The sequence below is a fragment of the Croceivirga sp. ABH4_376 genome (assembly GCF_056160685.1).
In genome coordinates this window covers 730109-755768 of sequence record NZ_JBSWXQ010000002.1, presented here as the reverse complement: position 1 = coordinate 755768, position 25660 = coordinate 730109, and the positions used below count along the sequence as shown (strand labels likewise).

The window sequence follows — 25660 nt, the reverse complement described above, 5'->3', positions numbered from 1 at the left end:
ACATGCTGCTTTTTTATCTTTAGTTATTAGCGTACACTCCCTTTTAAAACCACGACCAATGTATTTCAATATTAAAAAAGACAGACTGCTTTATTCTTATTTCTTAACTCTATTTGTATTTACCCTAATAGGATGTGCAGACAATTCTACAGAGTCTACCGAGCAGGAAAAGATTTTTGAAGCTGTTCCCAGTACTGTTTCTGGATTAGATTTTGCCAATATTTTAACTGAAAATGATACCATAAATTATTTTACATATTCTTATTTATATATGGGAGGTGGTATTGCCGTTGGCGATGTTAACAACGATGGCTTAGAAGATATATATTTTACAGGCAACATGGTACAGAACAAATTGTATTTGAATAAGGGAAATTTACAATTTGAAGACATTACCCAAAAAGCTGGTGTAGGTGGCGATGAAAGGTGGTATACCGGTGTTACTATGGCAGATATAAATGCAGATGGCTTTATGGATATTTATTGTTCGGTTTCTGGTAAAGATGGTAATAAGGCCAATCAGTTTTTTTTAAATAACGGCGATGGTACTTTTAAAGAGGTAGCAAAACAATTAGGTATCGCGGATTTAGGACAAAGTGTCCAGGCAACCTTTTTTGACTATGACAAAGATGGAGATTTAGACCTGTATGTGGCTAATTATCCTATGACCAGATTTGACGCCCCAACCTATTTTTATAGGTATAAAATGAATAACCCTAAAGATTTAGAATCTAATCAATTGTATAGAAATGATGGTGATAGCTTTACAAAGGTTACCATAGAGGCTGGTTTATTAGATTTTGGTTTGTCCTTAAGTGCTACCGTTGCAGATGTAAATAATGATTCTTGGCCAGATATTTATGTTTCAAACGATTTTAATGCACCAGACTTTTTATACTTGAACAAAGGAGACGGTACTTTTAAAGAAGCCGTGGCAGAAGCAACAGGGCATACCGCATTCTATGGTATGGGGGTAGATATTGCAGATGCAAACAATGATGGTCATCTAGATATTTTTCAAGTGGATATGGATGCGAACAATAATCGCAGAAAAAAAGCCAACATGGCCAGTATGAACATTCCGCTCTTTTGGGATGTGGTAAATGCTGGGTTTCATTACCAGTATATGCACAATTGTTTTCAGTTAAATTCTGGAATTTATGAAAACGGGGTGCCTAAATTTTCAAATGTTTCTAGGTTAACAGGTACTTCTTCTACCGATTGGAGTTGGGGTCCGTTGTTTGCCGATTTTGATAACGATGGCTTAAAAGATTTGTTTGTGAGTAATGGCACTAGAAGAGAGGTAAATAATAACGATTTCTTTAAAAAGATTAAGAAAATGCAATTGAAGAAAGATACCTTGTTGGCTTTGAGCAAAGCTATTCCTTCAGAAAAAATAGACAATTTTATGTTCAAGAACCAAGGTAATTTAAGTTATGAAATTACCAATAAACAATGGGGTATTTCTTATGAAGGATTCAGTAATGGAGTGGTCTATGTAGATTTGGACAATGATGGTGATTTAGAAATTTTAACGAACAACATAGACGATAAGGTTAGTCTATTTCAGAACAAGAGTGCAAAGACCAATAATTATCTTCAAATAAAATTAAACGGTAAGGGTAAAAACAATCAAGGACTTGGGGCAAGGGTTCAGATAGAGACAGAGGCGGATACCCAAATGCAAGAACTAACATTAACAAGAGGGTTTCAATCTTCGGTATCTCCAATCTTACATTTTGGTCTTGCAAACCATTCAATAATTAAAAACCTTAAAGTAATGTGGCCTTCCGGTGCCACTCAGATTTTGTCTAATATAAAAGCCAATCAAAGATTAAATTTAAACGAGTCAGACGCATTTATTGAAAACGTACAGTCGCCATATCAAGAATATCAGTTTACAACAGATCAACAAACTTTTCCTGAGCATAAGCACGAAGAGAATTATTATGACGATTTTAATCAACAAGTACTATTACCGCATAAAATGTCTGCTTTTGGCCCAGCTTTGGCCAAGGGAGATTTAAATGGGGACGGATTAGAAGACTATTTTGTTGGAGGTGCCGCTGGTAAAACCGGAGCGGTATATATTCAAAATAAATCAGGATTTAAGAGTTTGCCCATACCGGCATTAGATCAAGATGCCCCATCAGAAGATGTTGCTGCCATAATTTTTGATGTAGATAAAGATGGGGATAATGATTTATACGTGGTTAGCGGCGGTTATGAGTTTAAAAAAGAGGACCCATTATTGGCGGATAGGTTATATCTAAATCAGCAAGGTTCTTTTGTAAAGGTAGATAAAGCCTTTTTAAACAGCCCATATATTAGTGGTTCTCAAGCCTACGTAGCAGACTTTAATAAAGACGATAAGTTAGATATACTGGTTCTAGGAAGGCAAACACCTGGTAATTATCCTTCTCCGGCTTCTTCCTATATTTTACTGAACAAATCGTCTAAAGACGAAATTAAATTTGAAATAGACCCTGGCAAACAACCAAAAGAATTTAATAATATGGGTATGGCTACCAGCGCAGTTGTAACCGACTATGATAATGATGGTTGGCAAGATATAATCGTTGTTGGAGAATGGATGCCAATAAGGGTTTTTAAAAATTCTAAAGGTATATTTAGAGAGGTTTCAGAAGAGTTAGGATTGGGTAAGGAAACAACAGGATGGTGGTGGAGTATTGCACAGGGCGATTTTGATAAGGATGGCGATATGGATTACGTTCTTGGAAATAATGGACTTAATTACAAATACAAGGCGAATAAAGAGGAAACTTTTGATATCTATGTTAATGATTTTGATAAAAACGAACAAAATGATATTGTTCTAAGTTATTATAATGATGGGGAACAGTATCCAGTAAGGGGTAGGGAGTGTTCTTCCCAGCAAATTCCGGCTATAAAGCAGAAATTCAAAGATTATGAAAGCTTTTCGCAAGCATCCTTGATTGATGTTTATACGGAAGCGGATTTGGAAAAATCTCTTCATTATCAAGTACATTCTTTCGCCAGTATTTACTTAGAGAATAAAAATGGAAAATTAATTGTACACCAATTACCTAGAGAAGCCCAATTGAGCAACATAACGTCAATTATTGTTGAGGATTTTAATACAGATGGTAATTTAGATTTGGTAATTGCTGGAAATTTGCACGTATCAGAAGTAGAAACACCAAGAAACGATGCAGGATATGGACTTTATTTAACGGGAGACGGTGCAGGAAAATTTAAACCAATACCCGCTCATAAAAGTGGTCTGTTTATACCTGGTGATGTAAAACAAATGATTGCTATTAAGGCAAGCAGGGCAAATTACCTATTAGCGGCAAAAAATAATGATTATTTACAAGGTATCAAGATTCAATAAAAAAGCCGTTGCGCAAAAAAATGCTGCAACGGCCAACAATTGAAAGTAATGGTCAGTGTTTAGTCCCCATAAGGTTTTAATGTTTTAATGTATCCGTTAGGGTCATGTTGTAATGGCGCCATTTTCACGGACCTAAGATGTGTAACCCCTTTGGATAAGCTGGAGTCATGGTAGAAAAGGTACCACTGTCCGTCCACCTGGCAAATGGAATGGTGGCTCGTCCAACCCACCACGGGTTCCAGTATGCGCCCGGCGTAGGTAAAGGGCCCGTAAGGGCTGTCCCCAATGGCATAACAGATGTAATGGGTATCCCCGGTACTGTAAGAGAAGTAATAACGTCCGTTATGCTTATGAAGCCATGCGGCCTCAAAAAAGCGTCTTTGGTTGTCCCCTGCTAAGAGGAGTTTACCGTTTTGGTCCAGGATCTCTACGGGCCTTGGTTTCTCGCCGAACTCCAACAAATCGTCCCGCATCTTGGCCACAAAGGGCAAAAGCGCCGGTTCATGGTCTTGTGGTAAATGCGCTGTAGGGCTTTCCGGGCTGGAGGCATCAAAAGAGCCGTTTCTCCAGCGCTGTAATTGCCCGCCCCAAAGCCCGCCAAAATACATATAGTGTGTGCCGTCGGTATCCTCAAAAACGACCGGATCAATACTAAAACTATTTTTTATGGCCTCTGGCCTAGGGGTAAAAGGCCCCGTAGGCGAATCGGAGAGGGCCACCCCTATCCTAAAGACGCCCTGATGGTCCTTAGCGGGAAAAAACAGGTAATAGGTACCGTTTTTATGTGCGGCGTCCGGGGCCCACATCTGTTGTTGTGCCCAGGGCACGTCGTCCAGGTGCAGGGCCACGCCATGGTCCTTGGCCGGTGCCCCAACGTGGTCCATGGACAGGACGTGGTAGTCCTCCATGGCAAAATGGCTTCCCAAATCGTCAAAGGCCTCCCCGGCATCGATGTCGTGGGATGGGTAAACGTATATCTTGCCCTCAAATACATGTGCGGAAGGGTCCGCGGTGTAGATGTGGGTCACCAAGGGCTTTGAAATGGCCTTTTGGTCCAATGTGTCAAAATCGATGTGTGCTGTGCTTTCTTCGGGCATGGTGTATGTTTTAGTTTTTTCGTCTTGTTTTTAAATCGTTCTCTATGGTGTTCTCCATGTCCTTGTTGATCACATAGAAGAAGAGTAGCCCTATCCCCAGAAGGAAGGGTATGGCGGGGTATAGGCTCACCAATAGTTTTATCCCGTCCAACGCGGACCGGGGCTGTTGCGCTGCCGGGTTCCCCGCTACTTTTGCCAGATAGCCATATGCCCCCAGGATATAGGTGACCAGTGCGCCCCCTATGGATAGCCCCAGTTTTAGGCCTATCATCATGGCGGAGAAGATAATTGCCGTTGCCCTACGGTTGTTCCTCCATTCGGAATAATCGGCCACATCGGCTATCATGGCCCATAAAAGGGGAATGGTCACCCCATAGGAAAAGCCGTGCAGTACCTGTGCCAAGAACATGTATGCCACGTCCTTTGGGCCAAAGAAATAGAATGCGATTATGAACAGGGTGGATACGAACAGGGCCAGGGCAAAGACGTCCCTTTTTCCATAACGGTCCGCCAGTTTCTTGGAGAACCCAATGCCCACGATCATGAAGATGATGCCACCTGCGTTGAAGAGCCCAAAGCCGGCGGCCGCGGCATTGTCCCCAAAGAAGTCCATGCCCACTGCGGTAAGCGCGTCCAGTATGGGGGCAAGGAACCCCGCAAGTTGTGGTTGGTCCACAAAGTTCTCGAAATAATAGACATAGGACCCGCCCTTCATGGCCAAGGTAACGAACACCAATGTGGTAAGCAGCAACATGATCACCCATGGCCTGTTGTTGCTCAAATCCCTGATATCCTGAAGGAAGCTGGATCTTTGTTCCGGTTTTGGGACGATGCGCTCCTTTGTGGTGACAAAGGTTACCAGTAGCATAAGGGTGCCTATGATGGCCAGATAGGTCATTACCGTTTCAATACCGGCGGCCTTGTCGCCCCCGCCGGCAGCCTGTATGATGGGCAGCATGAACACCTGTACGAAGAACTGGGCGAACATCACGGCCACGAACCGATAGGCGGAGATACTGTTGCGCTCCTGCATGCTACCGGTAATTACCCCGCTGAGTGCGGCATAGGGCAGGTTGTTGGCGGCATATAACAACAAAAGAAGGGTATAGGTTACACTGGCATAGATGAGCTTGCCCTTATAGGAAAAATCCGGGGTGGTAAAGGCCAAAAGGGCCACCACGCCCAAGGGCACTGCGGTAAAGAGTATCCAAGGTCGGAACTTGCCCCATTTGCTATGGGTACGGTCCGCCAGGGCGCCAATCAAGGGGTTAAAGAGAAAAGCGGCCACGGTGCCCACGGTAAAGATGACCAAGGAGGCATCACTGGTCTTAAGGCCATAGATATCCGTATAGAAATAGGCCAAATAGGTCAAAATGGTCTGGAAGACCAGATTGGCGGAGAGGTCGCCCAGTGCGTACCCAACTTTCTCCTTAACGGATATACCAGTAGAATCAGGTTTCATATAAATGGTAGGCTTTACTAGATGTTTAAATTAAACCATTGAGACCTTGGCACATTATTAATTTAGTATGTGTAACCCAATGAAATAATGGATTTAAAAAAAAGTTTAACGGTTATCTAAACTAGAATTATGAATAAAAATAGAATTGTAAATCCGTAACATTTATTAGTACAAATGTTGCACCTAAGGTAAAAAGTACATTCAAGATTTAATATCTGTCGGCAGTACGCCAAATTCTGTCTTAAAACACCTGCTAAAATAGGAAGGAGAAGAAAAACCAACTTTATAACAAACCTCGCCAATGTTCTCGGCACCATTTTCAATAAGGCTTTTTGCTTTTTCCATTCTTATCTTACGAATTAAATCATTAGGTGTTAAGCCACTCATTGCTTTAACCTTTCTGTAAAGTTGACTTCTGCTTAAACACATTTTATCGGCAAGTAATTCAACGTTTAAATCGGTGTTATCTAAGTTTTTATTTACAAATGCTATCACCTTTTGCATAAAAGTTTTGTCTTGCTTCGTGGTATGTTCCAAAAGGATCAATTGTTTTGGGTTACCTACATTTTTCTGGACAAAATCTTGCCTTCCAAAAGTTAATTTTTCCATGTAAGATTTTAAAACCTTGGTGTGAAATGGTTTACATAAATAAACGTCCGCACCCAATTCTAGACCATTTATTTGGTCTTCTGGCATGGCTTTAGCGGTTAGCATTATAATAGGAATATGACTTGTTTTGGAATCTTTTTTAATTTTTTGGGAAAATTCAAAACCATCCATATGTGGCATTACCACATCGGTTACGATGATATCTGGATTAAATAGTTCTACTATTTGTAAAGCTTCAAGTCCGTTTTTTGCTTCTTTAACCTCATAATTGGGTTCAAATTCATCTTTTAAATAGGTTCTTAGTTCGTAGTTGTCTTCAATTAAGAGCACTTTACTTCTTTGGGCAGTACCCAAAGACATTTCTTCTAACATTGATTTTAATGAATCATCTGGATAATTTATAGTCTCATTTTTGGTTACGCTATCCTTAAGTGTTTCAATCTTGTCTACAATGGTTTCTTTTTTTATGAGCGGTAAATAAATACTAAAAGTGGTTCCTTTGTCTATAACACTTTCTACTTCAATTTTGCCTTTGTGTAATGCCACAAAATTCTTGGTTAACTCCAGACCAATGCCAGAACCTGAGGCACCTAAATAAGATTCATTCATATGTTTGCCTTGGTAAAATCTGTTGAAGATGTTAGGTAAGTCCTCAGTAGCGATTCCACTGCCCGTATCTTTAATTTTTAAGACTACCGCATACTGCGTGCTGTAGTCCATAAGTGGAAAGAATACTTTTTGATTGGACCTATTTGCCGTTATGGTGATAACCCCATTGGAAGATGTTGCTTTAAATGCATTGGAAAGAAGGTTGAAAATAATTTTTTCTACCATCTTTTTATCTGCTACTAGGTAGGGTAGCTGTTCTTCTATGGATACGTGGTATTGAATGTTACGTTGTTTAGCTTCATTTTTAAAGTGATCACAAACGTCTTTTAAAAGGTATTCAAAATCTAGAAGTTGTGGACTGAATTCAATTTTATTCGATTCTAATTTTCTAAAATCCATGAGTTCATCTACCAACAGTTTGAGCCTATCCGCATTTTTGGAAACGATACTTAGTTTGGTAAATTCTTTTTTGGATAAAGCGTGTTTAGTATCTTCCAATAGGTCTTGCAATGGATTAAGAATCAATGTTAAGGGTGTTCTTATTTCGTGGGAAATATTAGTGAAAAACTGAATTTTCCTCTCGTTTAGTAGTTTCTCTTGTTCCCTGCTTGCCAGAAGGTTAAGTCGTAAACGTTTCTTTTCCAAAGATTTGTTGTAGTAAATTACGATTGTAAGAATACCAGAAATAAAAAGTAGCGCATAAACTAACCATGCCAAAGGGGTTGCCCACCAAGGAGAAAGTACCTCTATTTGTAATTTTGTTGGTCTTGAACTCCATACCCCATCATTATTGGAAGCTTTAACCATGAATGTATAATTACCAGGAGATAAGTTGGTATAAGTAGCGTTGGTAACGCTGCCTACATAATTGTATTTCTCTTCTAACCCTTTTAGATAATACGCGTAATTATTATTGGCAGGTCTGGTAAAATTTAATCCTACATAATCTAAAGAGAATACATTCTGCTTGTGGTTCAAGGTAATGCTACTAGTTTCTGATATAACACTGGTAAGCGGACTGTTTTTTGCACCAACAATTGCAGATTGGTTATAAATTTTTAAATCTTTTAATACAACATTTGGTTTAACAGGGTTTAAGTTGATTTGATTTGGGTTGAAATAATTTACCCCCTCATGACTGCCAAAGTATAATGTGCCATCTTGGCCATTTATTACGGCGTTGTAATTGAATTCGTTAGAAAGCAAACCGTCATTTTTAGAGTAATTGGTAAAAGTTTTGTTTTCTCGTCCTAATCGTGCTAGGCCATTTTCTCCACCCACCCATATGTTACCCTCTTTGTCCTCCGTAATAGCAACCACAGCTTCGCTTTTTAAGCCATTAGGAATATGCCATCTATCTATACTACTCGTATTTTTATCCAAACTAAAAAGTCCAGACCCGTTGGTGCCAATCCAGATTTTACCGTCCTTACTTTGAAATATAGCTTGGACAATTAATGAACGGGGTTGTTTGGTTATCTTTTGCAATGAGTCATTAAACGATTCTATTTTATCTCTAGCCTTATATCGAATAACGTACAAACCAGAATTTGTAGCAATCCAAAGGTCATTATCGCTATCAACAAATACTTTTCTAATATTCATTTCTTTGCCATTATCTCCCATTTTAGAGAACTTCTCGAATGTTTGATTCTTGGAATCATAAAAATGAAGGCCATTAAAGAATGTTCCAATCCAAATTATACCATCTTTATCTTCTGTAATAGAAGTTATGCTGTTAGAGGTGAGTCCATTTTTGGTATTTCCTTTATGAAAATTTTTAAATTTTTTATTCCCTTTATTAAGGACATACACTCCGGACCCCCACGTACCCAACCATATATTTTCTTGGCTATCTACAAAAACAGTTTGTGCGTCTTGGGCATGCTCTAATCCATGGATTTGATAGCTGTTTTTTTTGCTTAGGTTTTGGAATCTTTTTTCTTTTACATCGTAAACATCCAAGCCGCCACCATCCATCGCAATTAGTAATTTCTCCTTATTCTTGTACCATTGTAGGCCAGTAACAGAGCCTGATTGTAAAGAATTATTACTGTTATTTATTGGATATAAATCATGGAATTTGTCGTAATAAGTATCGTGTACAGCCAGTCCTTTATTATAAAAACCCAACCAAATCCTATTCTGCTTATCAACTAAAATAGACCAAATAGAGTTAGAGGGTATTCGGCTAATTCCGTTTTTATTGGGCACAAGTTTCTCCATTAAACTCCCTGCCTTGTTCAATACCAATAAACCATCATTCTCCGTTCCAAAAAGAATATCTCCATTTAAATTTTCTTTAATAGACATTATTCTTTTAGTGGAGTACTTAAATTGATTTATAACGTCATAGTGATTTGAGTTAAATTGCAATTTAAAGACTCCTTCTGCGTAACTACCAAGCCATACGTTACCTTCTTTGTCTTTAAGAATAGATTCTAAAGCAATATCAAAAGTTTCAATACCAGACTTATAGTTTATTGGAGTTTTAACCAATTGCTTTCTATCTGGTAAAAGAGAATAAAGCCCTCTGTTAGTTGCAAATAATACTACAGAATCTTTGGTAATAGTTTGATCATTGATAACTAAAGTACTTTCTAGTTTAGGGTTGTTAAAGTTAATTTTACTAACCTTTTTGGTATTTGTTTCCAATAAATAAAGGCCATTGCCCGCAGAGCCAATAGCTAAAACACCAGGTTTTATTTCTCCAATGGTGTATATATGAAATGGTTCTATGTTATCATAATCCTTTTCTAGAGGTATGTGGCTAAAATTATCATACTTTTTATTGTATTTATTTAAACCAAAACGTGTACCGACCCATAAATTTTTGTTGCTATCTATAAATATGTTGTTAATTATAGAACTATTTAAAGAAGTACTATCATTTGGAGTGTGCTTGTAATTTTTAAATTCAAGCCCATCATACCGGTAAAGGCCACTACCATGGGTGCCAAGCCAGACAAAACCTTTTTCATCTTGTTGCAGAGTACTGATTGCAGTCTGCGGAGCGTTATCATCTATATTGTTAAACGTATAGCTAACCTTGGTTGTCTGTGCATTTGTTTGAAAACAAAAATAACATAGCATAAAGGAGAACTCTATTACATTCTTTAGTTTGATTAAGTGGTTTAGCACAACATTCATCTTTAAATATTGAAGTTGCCGCATTAACTGGATGTATTAAAACAATCCTATTACACGCATTTATAAAATCGTTATATCTAACCCCTAAATAGCAGGTAATTGCTTAACCTTTTGAGAGTTCAAGTTTAATAACTGGTTAAGGGTTTGTTAGTAGAGCACTCGTAGAATTTAAACCTCTTGGGAGCGCAAATATTACGAAGTATAAAAAGCAGTTGTAATCTTAAAGTTAAATGTTAGCGTTTCAGTTTTTGTTAGTTGCTTTAAATTACGGTCGAATTTTAGTATTCTAGTTACAATTAACACTTAGCGCCACTACTAATTACGAAAATTTATAGTTAATGACATATAAAGTTTGTTGATGAACGGTTGATAAAACCAATGTAAGGTTTGCCCCAAAACTCCTACTTTTGTTACAACAACTAATCAGAGATAGATAAAGTTATGGCTGAAGCAATAGAAAGAATAAAGACGTTGATTATAGGTTCGGGACCTGCTGGATATACTGCCGCAATTTATGCTGCAAGGGCAGATATGAAACCCGTTGTGTACACAGGAATGGAACCTGGTGGACAGCTAACCACCACCACCGAGGTAGATAACTTTCCGGGGTACCCAGAAGGTATTGATGGCCCCACTATGATGATGCAATTGCAACAACAAGCAGAACGTTTTGGTACGGAAGTACGCATTGGTATGGCTACTGCGGTTGATTTTAGTGATGAAAAAGGTGGAATACATAAGGTTACCATAGATAACGACAAACAAATAGAGGCCGAAACCGTGATTATAAGTACTGGTGCTTCCGCTAAATATTTAGGATTGCCAAGCGAGCAAAAATTAAGAGGTGGTGGCGTTTCTGCATGCGCGGTTTGTGATGGTTTTTTCTATAAGGGGCAAGAAGTTGCTATTGTGGGTGCTGGAGACACAGCCGCTGAAGAAGCAACCTATTTAGCTAATATTTGTAGTAAGGTTACTATGTTGGTACGTAAAGATTACATGCGTGCGTCTAAAGCTATGCAGCACCGCGTTAACAGTATGGATAATATTGTTGTAAAATACAATACCGAGGTAGACGAGGTAATTGGGGACCAAGTGGTAGAAGGTTTGCGTATGGTGAATAACAAAACAGGAGAAAAAGAAACTATTTCTATTACTGGTTTGTTTATTGCAATTGGGCACAAACCAAATACGGACATATTTAAAGGGCAATTAACTATGGATGAAACGGGTTATATTGTTACCCAACCCGGTTCTACAAAAACCAATAAACCCGGAGTGTTTGCAAGTGGAGATGCCCAAGATAAAATCTACAGACAAGCAGTAACCGCTGCGGGAACGGGATGTATGGCCGCTTTAGATGCAGAGCGTTATTTAGCTACCGTAGAAGCAGAAGAAACCGTAGCTGCAGAATAAACGGTAATAAAGCAAAATAAAAAAGCCATACGACAGTATGGCTTTTTTATTTTCTAGGTGTGGCTAGATTAATCAATGCGTTTGTAATTTTCAGAAAAGGTGCGCATACCTTCCTCATCTGTATTGATTTGGCTATAGGAGTTTTCCTTTAAATCTAATTCAAAAGTAAATACCCTCATGGTATCTAGAGCTTTCATCATTTCTGCATCTCCATATTCTATGGTTTCTACCAATTTGTTATCCGTTATTTTGTAAGTGCCATAACCAAAACGCCCGTTAGGTTCTTCTGGTACGTAACGGGTCCACATAATTCGACCATTAAAATACATTTTCACCTGTCTGTAACCTGCTGCTTTTTGCATGGTGTCAGAAATATTTGTACCATCGTCATAGTTATAAAAACTTTCCAGTTCCCAAGTACCTTCTATGGTATAATTGTTATTGGAACGGTCAGGGGTCTTGGTTGTTGCCGATACAAAAACCAGCAAAATGAGTAATGCGAGTAAATTTTTCATATCCCTGTGATTTAATTGTGAATAATTTAATTAAGTTAATTAAAAATTAGGGATATATCAATATTTAGCTTATGTATTTAATAAAATAAAAAAAGCCTTCTGTGAATACCAGAAGACTTTTAACCAACTAAAAATAAAGATTAGTTTCTGCGGACACTGCCAGAAACCGATTTGTTTTTTTGAACGGTAGGGTCACCGGAATAACTAATATCTGCACCACTACTAGCATCTGCAGTTAAAGATTCGGCTACGTTAACGGCAATGTCTGCACCGCTACTTGCGTCTGCGGTACATTTTTTAGCTGTTAATTCCCTTGCTTTTATATCTGCTCCGCTGCTTGCATTGGCAATTAATATATCTGTTTTGCCAGATACTCTTATGTCTGCACCACTACTAGCATCTGCATCAATTTCAGTAGCATTAACCGCTACTTCTAAATCTGAACCGCTACTGGCATCAAGTTCTAATCTTTCAACATTAATTTCGTTTTCTACAATTAAGTCGGCACCGCTAGAACTAGATAAATGGTCTATAACCGGTAGGTTTACGAATACCTTTTTTGTGGCCCTTCCAATATTTTCTTCGGCGTGTATTTTTAATTTACCACCTTCAATATCCGTGGCAATTAAATCAATAATGTTTTCATCTGCTTCTACGTTTATAGAGAATTCATCTGCTTGCTGTACATAAACGTCTATACCTTCAGCAGCATGTACTGCCGTAAAATCTTCGGTAATGGATCTAGATTCTTCTACAATTTGTCCGTTCCCTTTGGTACCCTCTCCAAAATTTATATCAAAGGCACAGGAGCTAACAAATAACGCTAATAGGGCTGCGACTGCAATTTTTACTAAAGTTGTCATGATTGTTGTTTTTAATGATTGATTGAAATTGTTGATTTTTAATTAGCTATGACAAATTAATGAACCCAATTGTTGTTTTTAAAGGCTCAATTGTCATTATCCTTAGCTTTAAGTTTAATACCGTTTTCGTCTATTTTAAGAATTACGGATTCACCTTCATCCTTAACATCGATGTCAATACCATTTTCCCCAATTTTTACATGGCCGTTTTCATCGCCAACATTGATATCTATACCAGACTCGTCTATGTTAAAACTACCGTTTACCTCTAATTCGGGGTCTTTAGGACAGTTTAGGCATTTTAATAGACCTTCACTGTCCATGACCCACTGGTAATCAACAATTTTACTTCTATAAAAGTCTTTATCGTTCTTGGTGCTTCTACCAATATGGTTTTTGGTGTTGTTACTAAATTTAATAATAGTACCTACTGGTACATACACAGTATTTCTAACTTCTTGGCTACGTACTTTACTCTCTTTTTGGGTGGTTAAAAAATTGTCTAGGGTCAGCACGCCATCTGCATAATTGTGGTTGTAATCAATTAACTCCGACCTATTTCGGGCCTCATCGAAAGAACTTCCGTCTGCATCTTTTTTAATTTTAATTTGTAATAGGGAGTCTGTTGCCTTCTTTATATCAAAATGTACTTCATCTGAATACAAAATAGGTTCCCCATCATCCGTATATACCATACGCAGGTCATCTAAAGAAACACTGTTCTCAAAATCCAAATAATCTGCCGTAGCCATGGTAATAGTTAGGGTATCAACAGAATTGTCTAATACATATTCCTTGGTTTCTGTTGTGGTACCGGTAAATGCATGGGCTGCAGCTTGTCTAATAATTAAATAGGTAGAAACCGCTATGGCGCACAACCAAAGTCCAAATAGCGTATATTTTGCAACACTACCAATAGATTTTAAGTTGTTAACCAAAATCTTTAGACCTAAATAGAGCAAAAAGAAGAATGGTATACCAACTACTAAGAAAACCAAGATAGATACTACCCAAGCAGGCGCCCCGGTGGTGTTGATTATATCATATAAATCTACACCCGGAAAATGAATAATATCTATTATACCTACGGTGAACATGCCTATGAACAAGGCAATTAAAGTAGCCCCGCCGGTGAGAATCATTAATATACCAATGAACTTACCCACTATTTTAAAAAGGAATAGAAATATATCACCAATGGTGTCAAAAATTGTCTTGGAGCCGCTTTTAACTTGATTTCCTACTTTTTGGTAATCAACGTTTTTAACTTTTTCTGCAACATCATCAAACCCCTCTTTAACTTTGCGTTCTATATTGCTGATGTTGATGGGCTCTCCCCGCATATCTAATTTTTGTGCGGTAGTGGCAGCTTCTGGTACCAAAATCCATAACAAGGCATAGATTAGAATCCAGAAACCAGTAGTGAAAATGGTGAGGAATACAAAGATTAATCGTATCCAAAGGGCATCAAAATCAAGGTAATGTTCTAGCCCTGCACATACCCCGCCAATATATTTATGTTCAATATCCCTGTAGAGTTTTTTAACTCTTTTAGTGGTGGTTTGGGTATGGTTTTTTGGGGCGTCTTCAAAAATGTCCTCATCTACCATATAATCTTCTGGCTGCCCCATGACCGCAATAACCGCATCTACCTCTTTTTGGGTAATAACTTGGCGATCATGTTCCATTTTTTCTGCAAACAGTTCGGCAATACGAGCTTCTATATCTGCAATAATTTCTTCACTACCTGTTGTGCCGCTAAAAGAACGCTTTATAGACTCTAAGTAGCGTCTTAATTTGCTATACGCTTCCTCATCTATATGAAAGAAGGTATTGGCTAAATTTATGTTTACTGTCTTGTTCATTTTTGTTGATGTCTTAATTGTTGTTGGTTACCAAGTTTACTGCATTTCTAAGTTCGTCCCAGGTACCGTTAAGCTCTTTTAAGAAAAGCTGTCCGGTTTCTGTAAGTGCATAATATTTTCTGGGTGGTCCAGAGGTAGATTCTTCCCATCTGTAGTTTAATAATCCAGCATTTTTAAGGCGGGTTAATAATGGATATATGGTGCCTTCTACCACTAGCATTTTTGCATCTTTAAGAGCCCCTAGAATTTCCGAAGCATATTTATCCTCATCTTTTAAAATAGAAAGGATACAATATTCCAGAACCCCCTTACGCATCTGTGCCTTAGTGTTTTCTATATTCATAACTGCATGGTTCTAATTTTGCCCGAACCAGGTTCGGTATTTGATTAACTGTTCGTTTTTTGTTTCCAGTACCCCTCCTTGATTAGGGGAGGGGCCGGAAACCGCTTTTTGATTGATTGATTGAATTTTTGATTTTGATTGATGAATAAACTCTTTGTAATTACATGATTTTAATTTTGTGGTTTGTGGTCATAACTTAACTCGCGTCTCAATTTCCATTTCTTATCCATAAAGAGCCAAATGTGGGTAAACTTTGCAATATCACCTTTTTTATAAGTATTGTCTTGGGCCAAATAGGTAAAGGTGTGTTCGCCGTGTTGTATGGCACCGTATAGTTTTCCGTCTTTATACAATGGATATACCTTTAAGCTTTTTGGTACTAGATGCCTGTAACTATTTTGCAGTTTGGTAAAATCACGATTCGCACAATTTTCTCTCATGGGTTTTAAAAAAGCCTCCCTGTTTTCTGTTAGTCCACCTTTGTCGTGGTAAAACTCAAAATCTTCCGTAAACAAATCTTCCAATACGGATACCTTACAAGTATTAAAAGCAGCATCAAACAACAAGCTATCTTTTTTGGCAAGTTGTGTAAATAGCGTATCTGTCTGGGCAATTTGAGACCAACCATAAGAGGCATAAACCAATACAAGGATTATGAATACCGCTCTTTTCATTACTTAATGAATTTTATAGTAAACGGATATTGAAAATATTGTCCCTCATTGGTTCTAATAGTGGCCAAAATGGTATAAATAATATTCACTAGGCTTATGGCACCTTGTAAAAAACCGCCAATACCCAACGGCCATGCTAAATGCCCAAATCTAAAATCGTCACTATCAAAATGCCAATTTATTCCTCCAAAGTCCCGCCAGCTCCAATAGCCCGTATGGAATATATCCGAAAACGCACCAAAAAAGAAAGGTACGGTCAATACCCCTAAAAGAAAAGCATACAGGAACATACTAATTTGAAAGTTAAGGGCTTGCTTGCCGTTGTAGTCCACAAAATTGTGGTCTTTCTTATTGGCGGTCCAAAGCACTAATGGTAAAATAAAATTACCGAAGGGAATAAAATACCTGGAAAAGGTACTGGCATGTATTATGGCCGATAAATTACGCTCGTGTTTGGTTAATGTGGTTTCCATGATTGTTCGTTTTTTGATGATTGTAAATAGTTTTACCTATTAGCTTACCATGCAAATATATATCCTAAAAACAGTACTATGCAAAACAAAGTACTAAAATTTAAGATAATATTAACAAATGTAAATTCTATAATTTTGGCTATTTTTAGGCCAACTAATTCAATTAAAATGGGTGATAAAACCAGTAAATTCAATACGTTTACATTTTTTAAATTACCAACTGCTTGGTGGTGTGGAGTGCGTTTAAAATATATGGACGATAAGAAGGCCATTACCACCGTAACGCATAGATGGGTAAATCAAAACCCGTTTAAAAGTATGTTTTGGGCCGTACAAGGTATGGCGGCAGAGCTCAGTACCGGAGCAATGGTTATTGACCAAATTAGGCAAAGTGGTAAGCGTATTTCTATGCTGGTACAAAACAACAACGCCAATTTCTCAAAAAAAGCAACAGGTAAAATTACCTTTACTTGTGAAGATGGTCATTTAATAGCAGAGGCCATAGAAAAAACTATAGCAACAGGTGAGGGTCAAAAATTCTGGATGAAATCTGTTGGGGTAAATCAAGATGGAATAGTAGTCAGTACATTCAATTTTGAATGGACAGTTCGTTTAAAAAATTAACTTTTTACTACACTAATAAAAAATAGGCTAACCGTTGTAGGTTAGCCTATTTAGGTTATATCAATTGTTTAGGTTGTTAATCTCCAGCGTTTAAAGAAAAGCTTCCGTCTACTTTACGATTAATAACTAAAATAGTTGCCCTTCATGTACCAAATGTACCGTTTGCCTTACTTTGGTCTAGATATTTTAATGGACATGTAACAATTTGGCCATTTTAGCTACAGATATATCGTAATCATTAAAATCATCAATCAATTTATGAATGCACACGAAATAGACTATGAGATTTACGGGGAAGAAATGCAATATGTAGAAATAGAACTAGACCCCCAAGAAGCTGTTGTGGCAGAGGCCGGCAGTTTTATGATGATGGATTCTGGGATAAAAATGGAAACCATTTTTGGAGATGGATCTAACCAAGAATCTGGCGTATTGGGTAAAATCTTTTCTGCAGGTAAACGAATTTTAACGGGCGAAAGTCTATTTATGACCGCTTTTTTAAATGTAGAGCATGGTAAAAAGCAAGTTAGTTTTGCTTCTCCGTATCCCGGTAAAATATTACCCATAGATTTATCAGAAAAAGGCGGCAAGTTCATTTGCCAAAAAGATGCCTTTTTATGCGCGGCCAAAGGGGTTACCGTGGGTATAGAATTCTCAAAACGTTTAGGCAGAGGATTATTTGGCGGCGAAGGATTTATAATGCAAAAATTAGAAGGGGACGGTATGGCCTTTGTACACGCTGGTGGTACTATGGCTAAAAAGGAGCTGGCTCCTGGTGAAGTACTAAAGGTAGATACGGGTTGTATTGTTGGTTTTTCCCAAACCGTAGATTACGATATTGAATTTGTAGGTGGTATTAAAAACACCGTTTTTGGTGGCGAAGGCTTATTTTTTGCCACTTTACGTGGGCCCGGTACGGTGTACATACAGTCTTTACCTTTTAGCAGATTGGCAGGTAGGGTATGGGCAGCCGCACCTAAAGCTGGTGGTAAATCTAAAGGCGAGGGTAGTATACTGGGTGGTCTTGGGGATTTGCTAGATGGCGATAACGGGTTTTAGTACCTTTGATTCATGGATTTCAATCAGCTTTTTAACTTTCTAGAAGAATTACAACAAAATAATAATAAGGAGTGGATGGATGCCAATCGTAAAAGGTATCAATCCCTCCGTTCTGATTTTATCGCTTGGTTAGATGAATTAAATCAAAACTTAGCACAGCTAGACGATGATTATTATGATACGCCAGGAAAAAGAGGTATAAATAGGATTAACAACAACCTTATGTTTCATCCTAATAAGCCTATTTATAAAGACCATTTTGGCGCAGGATTGGACAAAGCTCCAGAGTCGGCCGATTTTTATATAGAGGTTGGGTTAAAGAATTGTATGCTGGCAGGCGGCTTTTGGCGGCCATCACCAAAAGTTTTGAAAAGTATTAGGGAAGGGATAGATTATGATGGTGAAGTGTTGCAAAAAATCATCAATAAACCTTCTTTTAAAAGAACGTTTGGGAACTTGTACGAGGATGAAAAATTAAAAAAAGCACCCAAAGGTTATACTATGGAGCATCCACATATCGATTTATTACAACATAAGACCTTTGCGGTAGTGCATCCAATTTCTAGGGAACTTGTACTTTCTGCAGATTTTAAAGCCTATTGCATTGCGGTTTATAAGGAAATGTTGCCGTTTAGAAGGTATTTAAACAAAGCTGCTTCTTTATAATTGTAAGATGAAATACGGTAAAGTTAAGAACATAAAGACAGAACTGCTATCAGACAATTGGTATACTTTAAATAAAGTAACTTTTGATTATCAAAGAGAGGATGGTAGTTGGGAAAAGCAATCTAGAGAATGTTATGATAGGGGCAATGGAGCTGCTATATTATTATACAACATAGAAAAGCAAACGGTAATCTTAACCAGACAATTTAGAATGCCTACCTATGTAAATGGTAATGAAGATGGTTTTATGATAGAGGTCTGCGCGGGTATTTTAGAAAAGGGAAATGCAGAAGAGACCATTAAAATGGAAGTAGAAGAGGAAACTGGATACCATATTGATAATGTGGTAAAGGTATTTGAGTCATATATGTCCCCTGGTTCGGTTACGGAAATACTGCATTTTTTTATTGGGGAATACCAACCCAATATGAAGATAGGTGCTGGAGGTGGCGCGGAAGACGAAACAGAGAATATAGAAGTTATAGAGCTTACTTTTAAAGATGCCTTGGAGTGGATGGCTACCGGCAAAATTAAAGATGGTAAAACCATTATGCTGTTGCAATGGGCACAAATAAATAATCTTTTAAAACAAAAAACATGATAGTTACAACCACCAATACACTGGAAGGGCACAACGTAATAGAATATTTAGGAATAGTTACCGGGGAAACTATAATTGGAGCTAATATTATAAAGGATGTATTTGCAAGCATTAGAGATGTAGTTGGTGGCCGCTCCGGTTCATATGAGAGAGTGTTACGCGAGGCTCGAGAAAGTGCTTTAAATGAAATGAAACACCATGCCCAACAAAATGGAGCAACCGCGGTTATTGGAGTAGATTTAGACTATGAGACCCTAGGTTCTAATGGTGGTATGATTATGGTGACGGCTTCCGGTACAGCTGTAAAAACTATGCCCGTTTAATTGCTAAGGTGTAGAGATAGCAGGGTATTGTACATTGCCAGTTTTATATTAACATTGGGTTGCATAAAATGGTTGTTCATGTAACTGAACATTAATACTTTGCCTTTTTTTGTCTTTAGGTAGCCACATAGGTTGTACGTATTGCCCATAGAACCGGTTTTAGCATAAATAAAGGGATTCTTATCTACTAATGCTGGCTGCATATCGGGCACGTCCCATACGGGTAAAAGTTGAAATAATTTGTTTTCGCCTAAGTCTTTATAGAGTTTATCCAATACTACTATCATACTTTCAGGAGTAAATAAATTATACCGAGACAATCCAGATCCGTCTACCCACCTTGGCTTCTGTTCTAACTGGTTTAATTTATGTTTCAAAACGTGTTTTTTAATACGTTCAAAATCCAAAGTGTCAGAAAGGGTAGCAGCGCTCATTAACATAAGTTGTTCTGCCATTAGATTATCGCTTTTTTCTAGCATATATTTTAAAACGGAATCTCTAGGTATACCCTTTAGGATTTTAAATTGTTTGGCCTTAGATGTATAATTACCAAGCATAATTTTTTTGTTGGGAAAAATGTCTTTTAGTAATCTCAAGTTTAAGGAGTCACTGGTTTTAAACGGAATATGTAGGGTGTCTATTTGTGTGCTATCTACATAAAATATATTGGAATCTATATTTCTTTTAAATTCTTGGGATATAAGCTTTTTAATACTTTTTTTAAATAGCTTAGGAGTAATTAGCAGCTGTTTGCCATTGTTATAATAGTTTAGGGTATTACCGTATAAGACTAAATCATTTCGCTCTGCAGAAAAAGTATAGGAGTAGTCTTCCCAAGCCCAACCAGGTCCAAATGGTTCAATTTTTTTTGGAGTTTTCAATAGTTTAATAGTCTCAAAATCTTCCAAAAACTCCAAGGCAATACTATCTTTAAAATTAGGGTGTAATGTGGTGGCATAACCGGTAGGTAAAACGGAAACAATATCTTCTTCAATAGTATACTTAAGTGCGGGTAAATAATCTTCTAAGTACTGTAAGGTGGTATAGAGGGTAAATAGTTTTACGGTACTTGCGGGAATAAAATATTTGGAACCGTTATAATTGATTAAGGTATCTTTTGTGTGGTAATCTACAACCAACAAACCATTAAAGTTGTGTTTGTTGGTTGGGGCGTTTGTTTGGGTAATAAATTGTTTTTCTTGGCGTTTGTACCTATAAGTTGTACAACTAATAAATAAACTATTTAGAATGATTAAAAGAAAAATTATAAATTTAAATACTTTATTATCAGTGTTTAACGTAGGGTTTTTTATTTCTTTTAACAACATAACAGCTATTTTTTAACTCAATTAAAAATCCAAGTTATTGTATTTATTTGTAAATTAGAGTCAACCATATTAACCTAAATATTGTAGAAATATGCCAAGAGCAATGTTAGACTACACCAAAACAATCTTACAAAAGGTTAGTTTTGATGCAAAGCTTTTTGCTAGGGAATTAGAAAAGGCAGCAAAGCGATTGTTGCCAAACGAACTGGAAGAATTAAAAATTTGGTTGCATAAATATATTTATGATAAGCCTGAGTTACAGCAAAGTTTAATTTTATTAAAAGTATAAGTAAAAGGCCACCATTAGGTGGCTTTTTTTATAGACTTAGTTAAACTTTTCGGTAGGTGATTACTTAATTCTTATTTTAAGATAATTCTTCCAAAAATTATGTTAAATTGCATTTTTGCTTTGTAAATATAGGTCTTAAGGGTGCCTACAAGCAGCGTTGTAAAATTACGTGCAAATATGGGTATAGTAAAAAATGCTAATAATGGTATAATCATGGTTCCGGATAACATAGGTAATGGTTTACTGCTTAAAGCTATGGATGTGTCTCCTGTAGGTATGGCGCTACTTTCCAATTCTGGACAAGTTATCTATGGTAACCCTAAATTCAAGGAGTGTTTAGGTTATTCCATTACACAACAAGACTTGCCTGTTTTTAAAGATTTATTATACCATGAACCAAAAGAAATCCATAATACGCTAGGAATTTCATGGAAACCCAACACTTTTAAAGAAATCGGTTTAAAATCGGCTAACAACCAATTGGTGATGGCCAATTTATCTATTGAACAAATAGAATCAAATTACTATCTACTAACGGTTAAAGAAGCAAGGGTAGCACAAGGTCATAGTCGGTCTAATCTTAAAGAATATTTAACCTGGTATAAGCCGTTATATGAAGATGCTAATGTAGGATTAGTTATAGCAGATAAAAAGGGAGACATCTTATTGGCAAATAAATGGGTAGCCAAAAAATTGGGATATACAACCATAGAAATGGAGCAATTGAATATTGGTAAAATGACCCATCCCGAAGAACTAAAGATTGCCAAGCCTCTGTTTTATCAGGTAATTAATGGTGATAGGGATTATTACCGATTCTCTCAGCGTATACAACATAAGAACGGGGACTATTTATGGCATAAAATAAAGGTAACCACCACTAAAGATTATAAGGGTAAAGTAGATAAGGTAGTGGCAATTATTACGGAAACGCAATTAAATTTAGACGCCAAAGAAGACATTTTAGCACAGCGCAATTTTCTTCAATTGATCATTGATCATATGCCTAACCAGGTGTTTTGGAAGGATCGGGATTGCGTTTACATGGGGTGTAACAAAGAATTTGCTAAAATAATCGGAATAGAATCTCCAGAGCAAATTGTTGGTAGAACAGATTTTGATTTTAACCGGGACCCAAAACATGCGCAGAGTTATCAATATTGGGATAAAAAGGTAATGGCTTCTAGAAAACCTGTTCTAAATCTGGAAGAAAAATTTTATAAAGCCAATGGAGAAGAGGGATGGGTGCTTACCAGTAAAATTCCTATTCTAGATGATAATATGGTAACCGGTATTGTGGGCATTTGCGTAGACATTACGGAACAAAAAAACAACAATAAGGAAATTCAAGAGCAAAAGGACTTCTTACGCCTATTAATCGATCATTTACCAAACGACGTTTTTTGGAAAGATACCAATGGTGTTTTTCAGGGTTGTAATAAAAGTTTTGCCAACGCTTTTGGTTTAAAAGATACCCAAGAAGTTATTGGTAAAACAGATGATGATCTCGCCTCTTCAAAAGAGGCAAGGGAACTTTTTGGTACCTTGGACAAACAAGTTATAGCATCTGGCGAGCCGGTTTTCAATAAAGAATTGTCTTTATTAAACAATAATAACGAACCAATTTGGGGTTTAAATAGTAAAATACCTTACAAACAAGATGGTAAAGTAAAGGGTATTATTGGGTTTTGTGTAGATGTAACCGATCAAAAACGAATAAACCAACAATTAGAGGAACAAAAGAACTTTTTACAATTACTTATAGATAACCTCCCTAGTTTGGTAATTTGGAAAGGTGTAGATGGTACTTTTAAAGGTTGTAACAAGGCTTTTGCGCAGTATTTAGGATTACCAGACTCTAATAGCATTAATGGATTAACCGCTGATGACCTAGGATTACCAAAAGAACTAATGGAAAACTTTGAAAAGTTAGACCAGAAAGTTTTAAAGTCTGGGGAGCCCTTAATGAATTATGAATACAAATACATTAATCCTAAAAAGGAAGAAAAATGGGGGCTTTTCCATAAAGTGCCTATTTACTTAAATGGAAAAGTAGATGGGGTTATTAGCTTAATTAGTGATATTACCGAACTAAAAACTGTTAGTAACGATTTAAAGAAACAAAACAGTGCTTTCTTACGACTAAATAGCCGGTTAATCAATGCCAATAGAGAGTTAAAAGAAGCGAAAAATAGAGCGGAAAAAGCCAATCAGTTAAAAACGGAATTCTTGAACAACATGTCACATGAAATCCGTACCCCAATGAATGGAATTATTGGTTTTACCCAATTATTGGAAGACGAACTTACTTCGGACAACAGTAAAATGTATATGTCCATCATCAAGAATAGCAGTGAACAACTATTGAGGGTTATCAATGATATTCTAGAGATTTCTGTATTAGAAACAAATCAGGTAAAATTAGTAGAAAAAGAATTGAATCTTAATGCCTTTATGGTAGAAACGTTTTCAATTTTTAGTTTAAAGGCTAAAAAACAAAATATAGCCTTACTATTAGAAACACCTTTACAGGATAAGGAGAGTAATTTTACCGTAGATGTGTCTAAATTGAGAAAAATAGTAGAAAATTTATTAGAAAACGCAATAAAATTCACTGCAACGGGTTATGTACGTTTTGGTTACTTTATAAAGGAGAAAATTCTTCATATATATGTAGAAGATTCTGGCATAGGTATCTCAAAAGATAGAAAAGAAAAGATTTTTCAGCGTTTTTCTCAAGCAGATGACTCTATTGCCAAAATATATGGAGGCCTAGGATTGGGCTTGGCCATTGCTTCTGAAAATGCCAAGTTGCTCGGGGGGCAATTAAATTTAGAATCAGAAGAAGGAGAGGGAGCAGTATTTACACTCACAATACCTATTAAAAAAGGTGAATTTATTATGACGGATATACAATCTGGGGAAATAGATAAAGATAAGTTGCCAACATACAAAGTGCTGGTTGCAGAAGATGAACAGGTAAATTTTTATATTTTAAATACCTTTTTGGAGCGTATACCTGAGGCCCACTTTAATGTTGTACGGGCTACCAATGGAGAAGAAGCGGTTGATTTGTTTAATGCTCATCCAGATTTAGACTTTATTTTAATGGACATAAAAATGCCTATTATGGACGGTCTAGAAGCAATAGAGGCAATACGTACCAAGGGAGCTAAACTACCAATAATAGTACAATCTGCATTTGCTACAGAAGCAGACCGGGAAGCGGCAGAACAGGCTGGTTCTAACGGGTTTTTAACCAAACCTCTAGAAAGAACTTTACTTTGGAGTACAATAAAATCCTTATTGCCCAAACAAGATTAAGCTTATTCTTTTTTAGCTACCGGGCTAATTATTTGTACATCTTGGAAAGCAATAGCACCTCTAACAATTGCAGAAATAGTATCCTTTAAAGCCTCGGTTATCTGTATTTTTAGCTCGCTTTTATGGTAGATTAAACTTATTTCACGAGCAGGAGAAGGACTCTCAAAATGCCTAAGATTTTGCTTTTTAAGGCCATCTAGTTCTAATGTGTTTAAATAAGGCAATAAGGTCATGCCCATACCTTCGTTAGAAAGATTGATAAGGGTTTCAAAACTTCCACTTTCTATTTGAAAGTGTTCTGTAACCTTATTTTTTGGTGATTTACACAGGTTAATTACACCGTCTCTAAAGCAATGCCCGTCTTGCAATAATAATACATCGGCAATGTCTAAATCCGCCGTTGTTATTTCCTTCTTTTTGTTTAATCTATGATTAGGTGGTATGTAACCTACAAAGGGTTCGTAGTACAAAGGTCTTTCTTTAATAGTATCTACTTCTAATGGAGTAGCAGCTATAGCTGCATCTAAATGCCCATCCTGTAAATTAGCGATTAGCGTATCTGTAGCCTGTTCTTTTATTATCAGGTTTACTTTTGGGTATTTTTTAATAAAAGTTGACAAAAACATTGGTAACAATGTAGGCATCACAGTAGGTATTATTCCTAAGGTAAAATCACCTCCAATATACCCTTTATCCTGGTCTACTATGTCTTTAATACGCCCTGCTTCCGCAACAATGTTTTTAGCTTGGGCCACTATTTTTTTGCCAACTTCGGTCAACGCAATTGGCTTTTTACTGCGGTCAAAAATCAATATATCCAACTCGTCTTCTAGCTTTTGCACTTGCATACTTAAAGTTGGTTGGGTAACAAAACTTTTTTCTGCCGCTAAGGTAAAGTTACGGTGTTCGGCCACCGCTAAAACATATTGTAATTGCGTAATCGTCATCCTAATAAATTAATGCGATAAAGATATAAATTACATTGATGAAAACTATA

20 protein-coding genes are annotated in these 25660 nt (G+C 37.0%); 9 read left to right on the top strand and 11 right to left on the bottom strand.

The window, feature by feature from the left end; genetic code table 11:
- The first annotated feature begins 58 nt into the window (after positions 1–58).
- Positions 59–3376, top strand: a complete 3318-nt coding sequence (locus tag ACXAGS_RS07615) for a VCBS repeat-containing protein (RefSeq protein WP_474905915.1) — start codon at positions 59–61, stop codon at positions 3374–3376.
- Positions 3377–3435: 59 nt separating this feature from the next.
- Here ACXAGS_RS07615 and ACXAGS_RS07610 read toward each other — a convergent pair whose 3' ends face one another.
- The 3 genes from ACXAGS_RS07610 to ACXAGS_RS07600 all read right to left on the bottom strand — a co-directional run bounded on the left by ACXAGS_RS07610 (position 3436) and on the right by ACXAGS_RS07600 (position 10327).
- Positions 3436–4260 (bottom strand): glycoside hydrolase family 43 protein, encoded by an 825-nt coding sequence (locus ACXAGS_RS07610; protein WP_474906129.1) that lies wholly within the window; start codon positions 4258–4260, stop codon positions 3436–3438.
- 223 nt (positions 4261–4483) lie between these two features.
- The gene (locus ACXAGS_RS07605) at positions 4484–5935 is read right to left on the bottom strand and encodes an MFS transporter (RefSeq protein ID WP_474905913.1); all 1452 of its coding nucleotides are present in this window, start codon (positions 5933–5935) and stop codon (positions 4484–4486) included.
- Between the two features lie 201 nt (positions 5936–6136).
- The gene (locus ACXAGS_RS07600; protein ID WP_474905911.1) at positions 6137–10327 is read right to left on the bottom strand and encodes a hybrid sensor histidine kinase/response regulator; all 4191 of its coding nucleotides are present in this window, start codon (positions 10325–10327) and stop codon (positions 6137–6139) included.
- Positions 10328–10744: 417 nt separating this feature from the next.
- Here ACXAGS_RS07600 and trxB point away from each other — a divergent pair, with 417 nt between their 5' ends.
- Positions 10745–11716: a thioredoxin-disulfide reductase gene (gene trxB, locus ACXAGS_RS07595; protein ID WP_474905909.1), complete on the top strand. Its 972-nt coding sequence runs from the start codon at positions 10745–10747 to the stop codon at positions 11714–11716.
- Between the two features lie 68 nt (positions 11717–11784).
- On the opposite strand, the gene ACXAGS_RS07590 is transcribed toward trxB, so the two are convergent.
- The 6 genes from ACXAGS_RS07590 to ACXAGS_RS07565 form a co-directional block, all read right to left on the bottom strand.
- The gene (locus tag ACXAGS_RS07590) at positions 11785–12231 is read right to left on the bottom strand and encodes a hypothetical protein (RefSeq protein ID WP_474905907.1); all 447 of its coding nucleotides are present in this window, start codon (positions 12229–12231) and stop codon (positions 11785–11787) included.
- A gap of 140 nt (positions 12232–12371) precedes the next feature.
- Positions 12372–13094: a head GIN domain-containing protein gene (locus tag ACXAGS_RS07585; RefSeq protein WP_474905905.1), complete on the bottom strand. Its 723-nt coding sequence runs from the start codon at positions 13092–13094 to the stop codon at positions 12372–12374.
- A gap of 86 nt (positions 13095–13180) precedes the next feature.
- Positions 13181–14959, bottom strand: coding sequence for a PspC domain-containing protein (locus ACXAGS_RS07580; RefSeq protein ID WP_474905903.1), 1779 nt, complete (start codon positions 14957–14959; stop codon positions 13181–13183).
- Between the two features lie 13 nt (positions 14960–14972).
- Complete coding sequence (locus ACXAGS_RS07575) at positions 14973–15302, bottom strand: PadR family transcriptional regulator (RefSeq protein ID WP_010519797.1); 330 nt, start codon at positions 15300–15302, stop codon at positions 14973–14975.
- Positions 15303–15472: 170 nt separating this feature from the next.
- Positions 15473–15976 (bottom strand): nuclear transport factor 2 family protein, encoded by a 504-nt coding sequence (locus tag ACXAGS_RS07570; RefSeq protein ID WP_474905901.1) that lies wholly within the window; start codon positions 15974–15976, stop codon positions 15473–15475.
- A complete protein-coding gene (locus ACXAGS_RS07565; RefSeq protein ID WP_474905899.1) occupies positions 15976–16449 on the bottom strand; it encodes a DUF4870 domain-containing protein in 474 nt (157 codons plus the stop codon). Before ACXAGS_RS07565 ends, ACXAGS_RS07570 begins: the two co-directional genes overlap by 1 nt.
- 168 nt (positions 16450–16617) lie before the next feature.
- Between ACXAGS_RS07565 and ACXAGS_RS07560 the strand changes: the two genes are divergently transcribed.
- The 5 genes from ACXAGS_RS07560 (at position 16618) to ACXAGS_RS07540 (ending at position 19722) form a co-directional block, all read left to right on the top strand.
- Positions 16618–17073 carry a DUF4442 domain-containing protein gene (locus ACXAGS_RS07560; RefSeq protein WP_474906128.1) on the top strand — a complete coding sequence of 152 codons (456 nt, stop codon included), beginning with the start codon at positions 16618–16620 and terminating at the stop codon, positions 17071–17073.
- Positions 17074–17331: 258 nt separating this feature from the next.
- Positions 17332–18132: a TIGR00266 family protein gene (locus ACXAGS_RS07555; RefSeq protein ID WP_474905897.1), complete on the top strand. Its 801-nt coding sequence runs from the start codon at positions 17332–17334 to the stop codon at positions 18130–18132.
- 12 nt (positions 18133–18144) lie between these two features.
- On the top strand, positions 18145–18798 hold the full coding sequence (locus ACXAGS_RS07550; RefSeq protein WP_474905895.1) for a DUF2461 domain-containing protein: 654 nt from the start codon (positions 18145–18147) through the stop codon (positions 18796–18798).
- Between the two features lie 7 nt (positions 18799–18805).
- Complete coding sequence (locus ACXAGS_RS07545; RefSeq protein WP_474905893.1) at positions 18806–19399, top strand: NUDIX domain-containing protein; 594 nt, start codon at positions 18806–18808, stop codon at positions 19397–19399.
- Positions 19396–19722 (top strand): heavy metal-binding domain-containing protein, encoded by a 327-nt coding sequence (locus ACXAGS_RS07540; protein WP_474905891.1) that lies wholly within the window; start codon positions 19396–19398, stop codon positions 19720–19722. Before ACXAGS_RS07545 ends, ACXAGS_RS07540 begins: the two co-directional genes overlap by 4 nt.
- On the opposite strand, the gene ACXAGS_RS07535 is transcribed toward ACXAGS_RS07540, so the two are convergent.
- Positions 19719–21050, bottom strand: a complete 1332-nt coding sequence (locus tag ACXAGS_RS07535) for a D-alanyl-D-alanine carboxypeptidase (protein ID WP_474905889.1) — start codon at positions 21048–21050, stop codon at positions 19719–19721. The genes ACXAGS_RS07540 and ACXAGS_RS07535 overlap by 4 nt on opposite strands.
- A 91-nt stretch (positions 21051–21141) precedes the next feature.
- Here ACXAGS_RS07535 and ACXAGS_RS07530 point away from each other — a divergent pair, with 91 nt between their 5' ends.
- The gene (locus ACXAGS_RS07530) at positions 21142–21339 is read left to right on the top strand and encodes a hypothetical protein (RefSeq protein WP_010519031.1); all 198 of its coding nucleotides are present in this window, start codon (positions 21142–21144) and stop codon (positions 21337–21339) included.
- 177 nt (positions 21340–21516) lie between these two features.
- A complete protein-coding gene (locus tag ACXAGS_RS07525; protein WP_474905886.1) occupies positions 21517–24663 on the top strand; it encodes a PAS domain S-box protein in 3147 nt (1048 codons plus the stop codon).
- Positions 24664–24665: 2 nt separating this feature from the next.
- Here ACXAGS_RS07525 and ACXAGS_RS07520 read toward each other — a convergent pair whose 3' ends face one another.
- Positions 24666–25610, bottom strand: coding sequence for a LysR substrate-binding domain-containing protein (locus ACXAGS_RS07520; protein WP_474905884.1), 945 nt, complete (start codon positions 25608–25610; stop codon positions 24666–24668).
- Between the last annotated feature and the right edge of the window lie 50 nt (positions 25611–25660).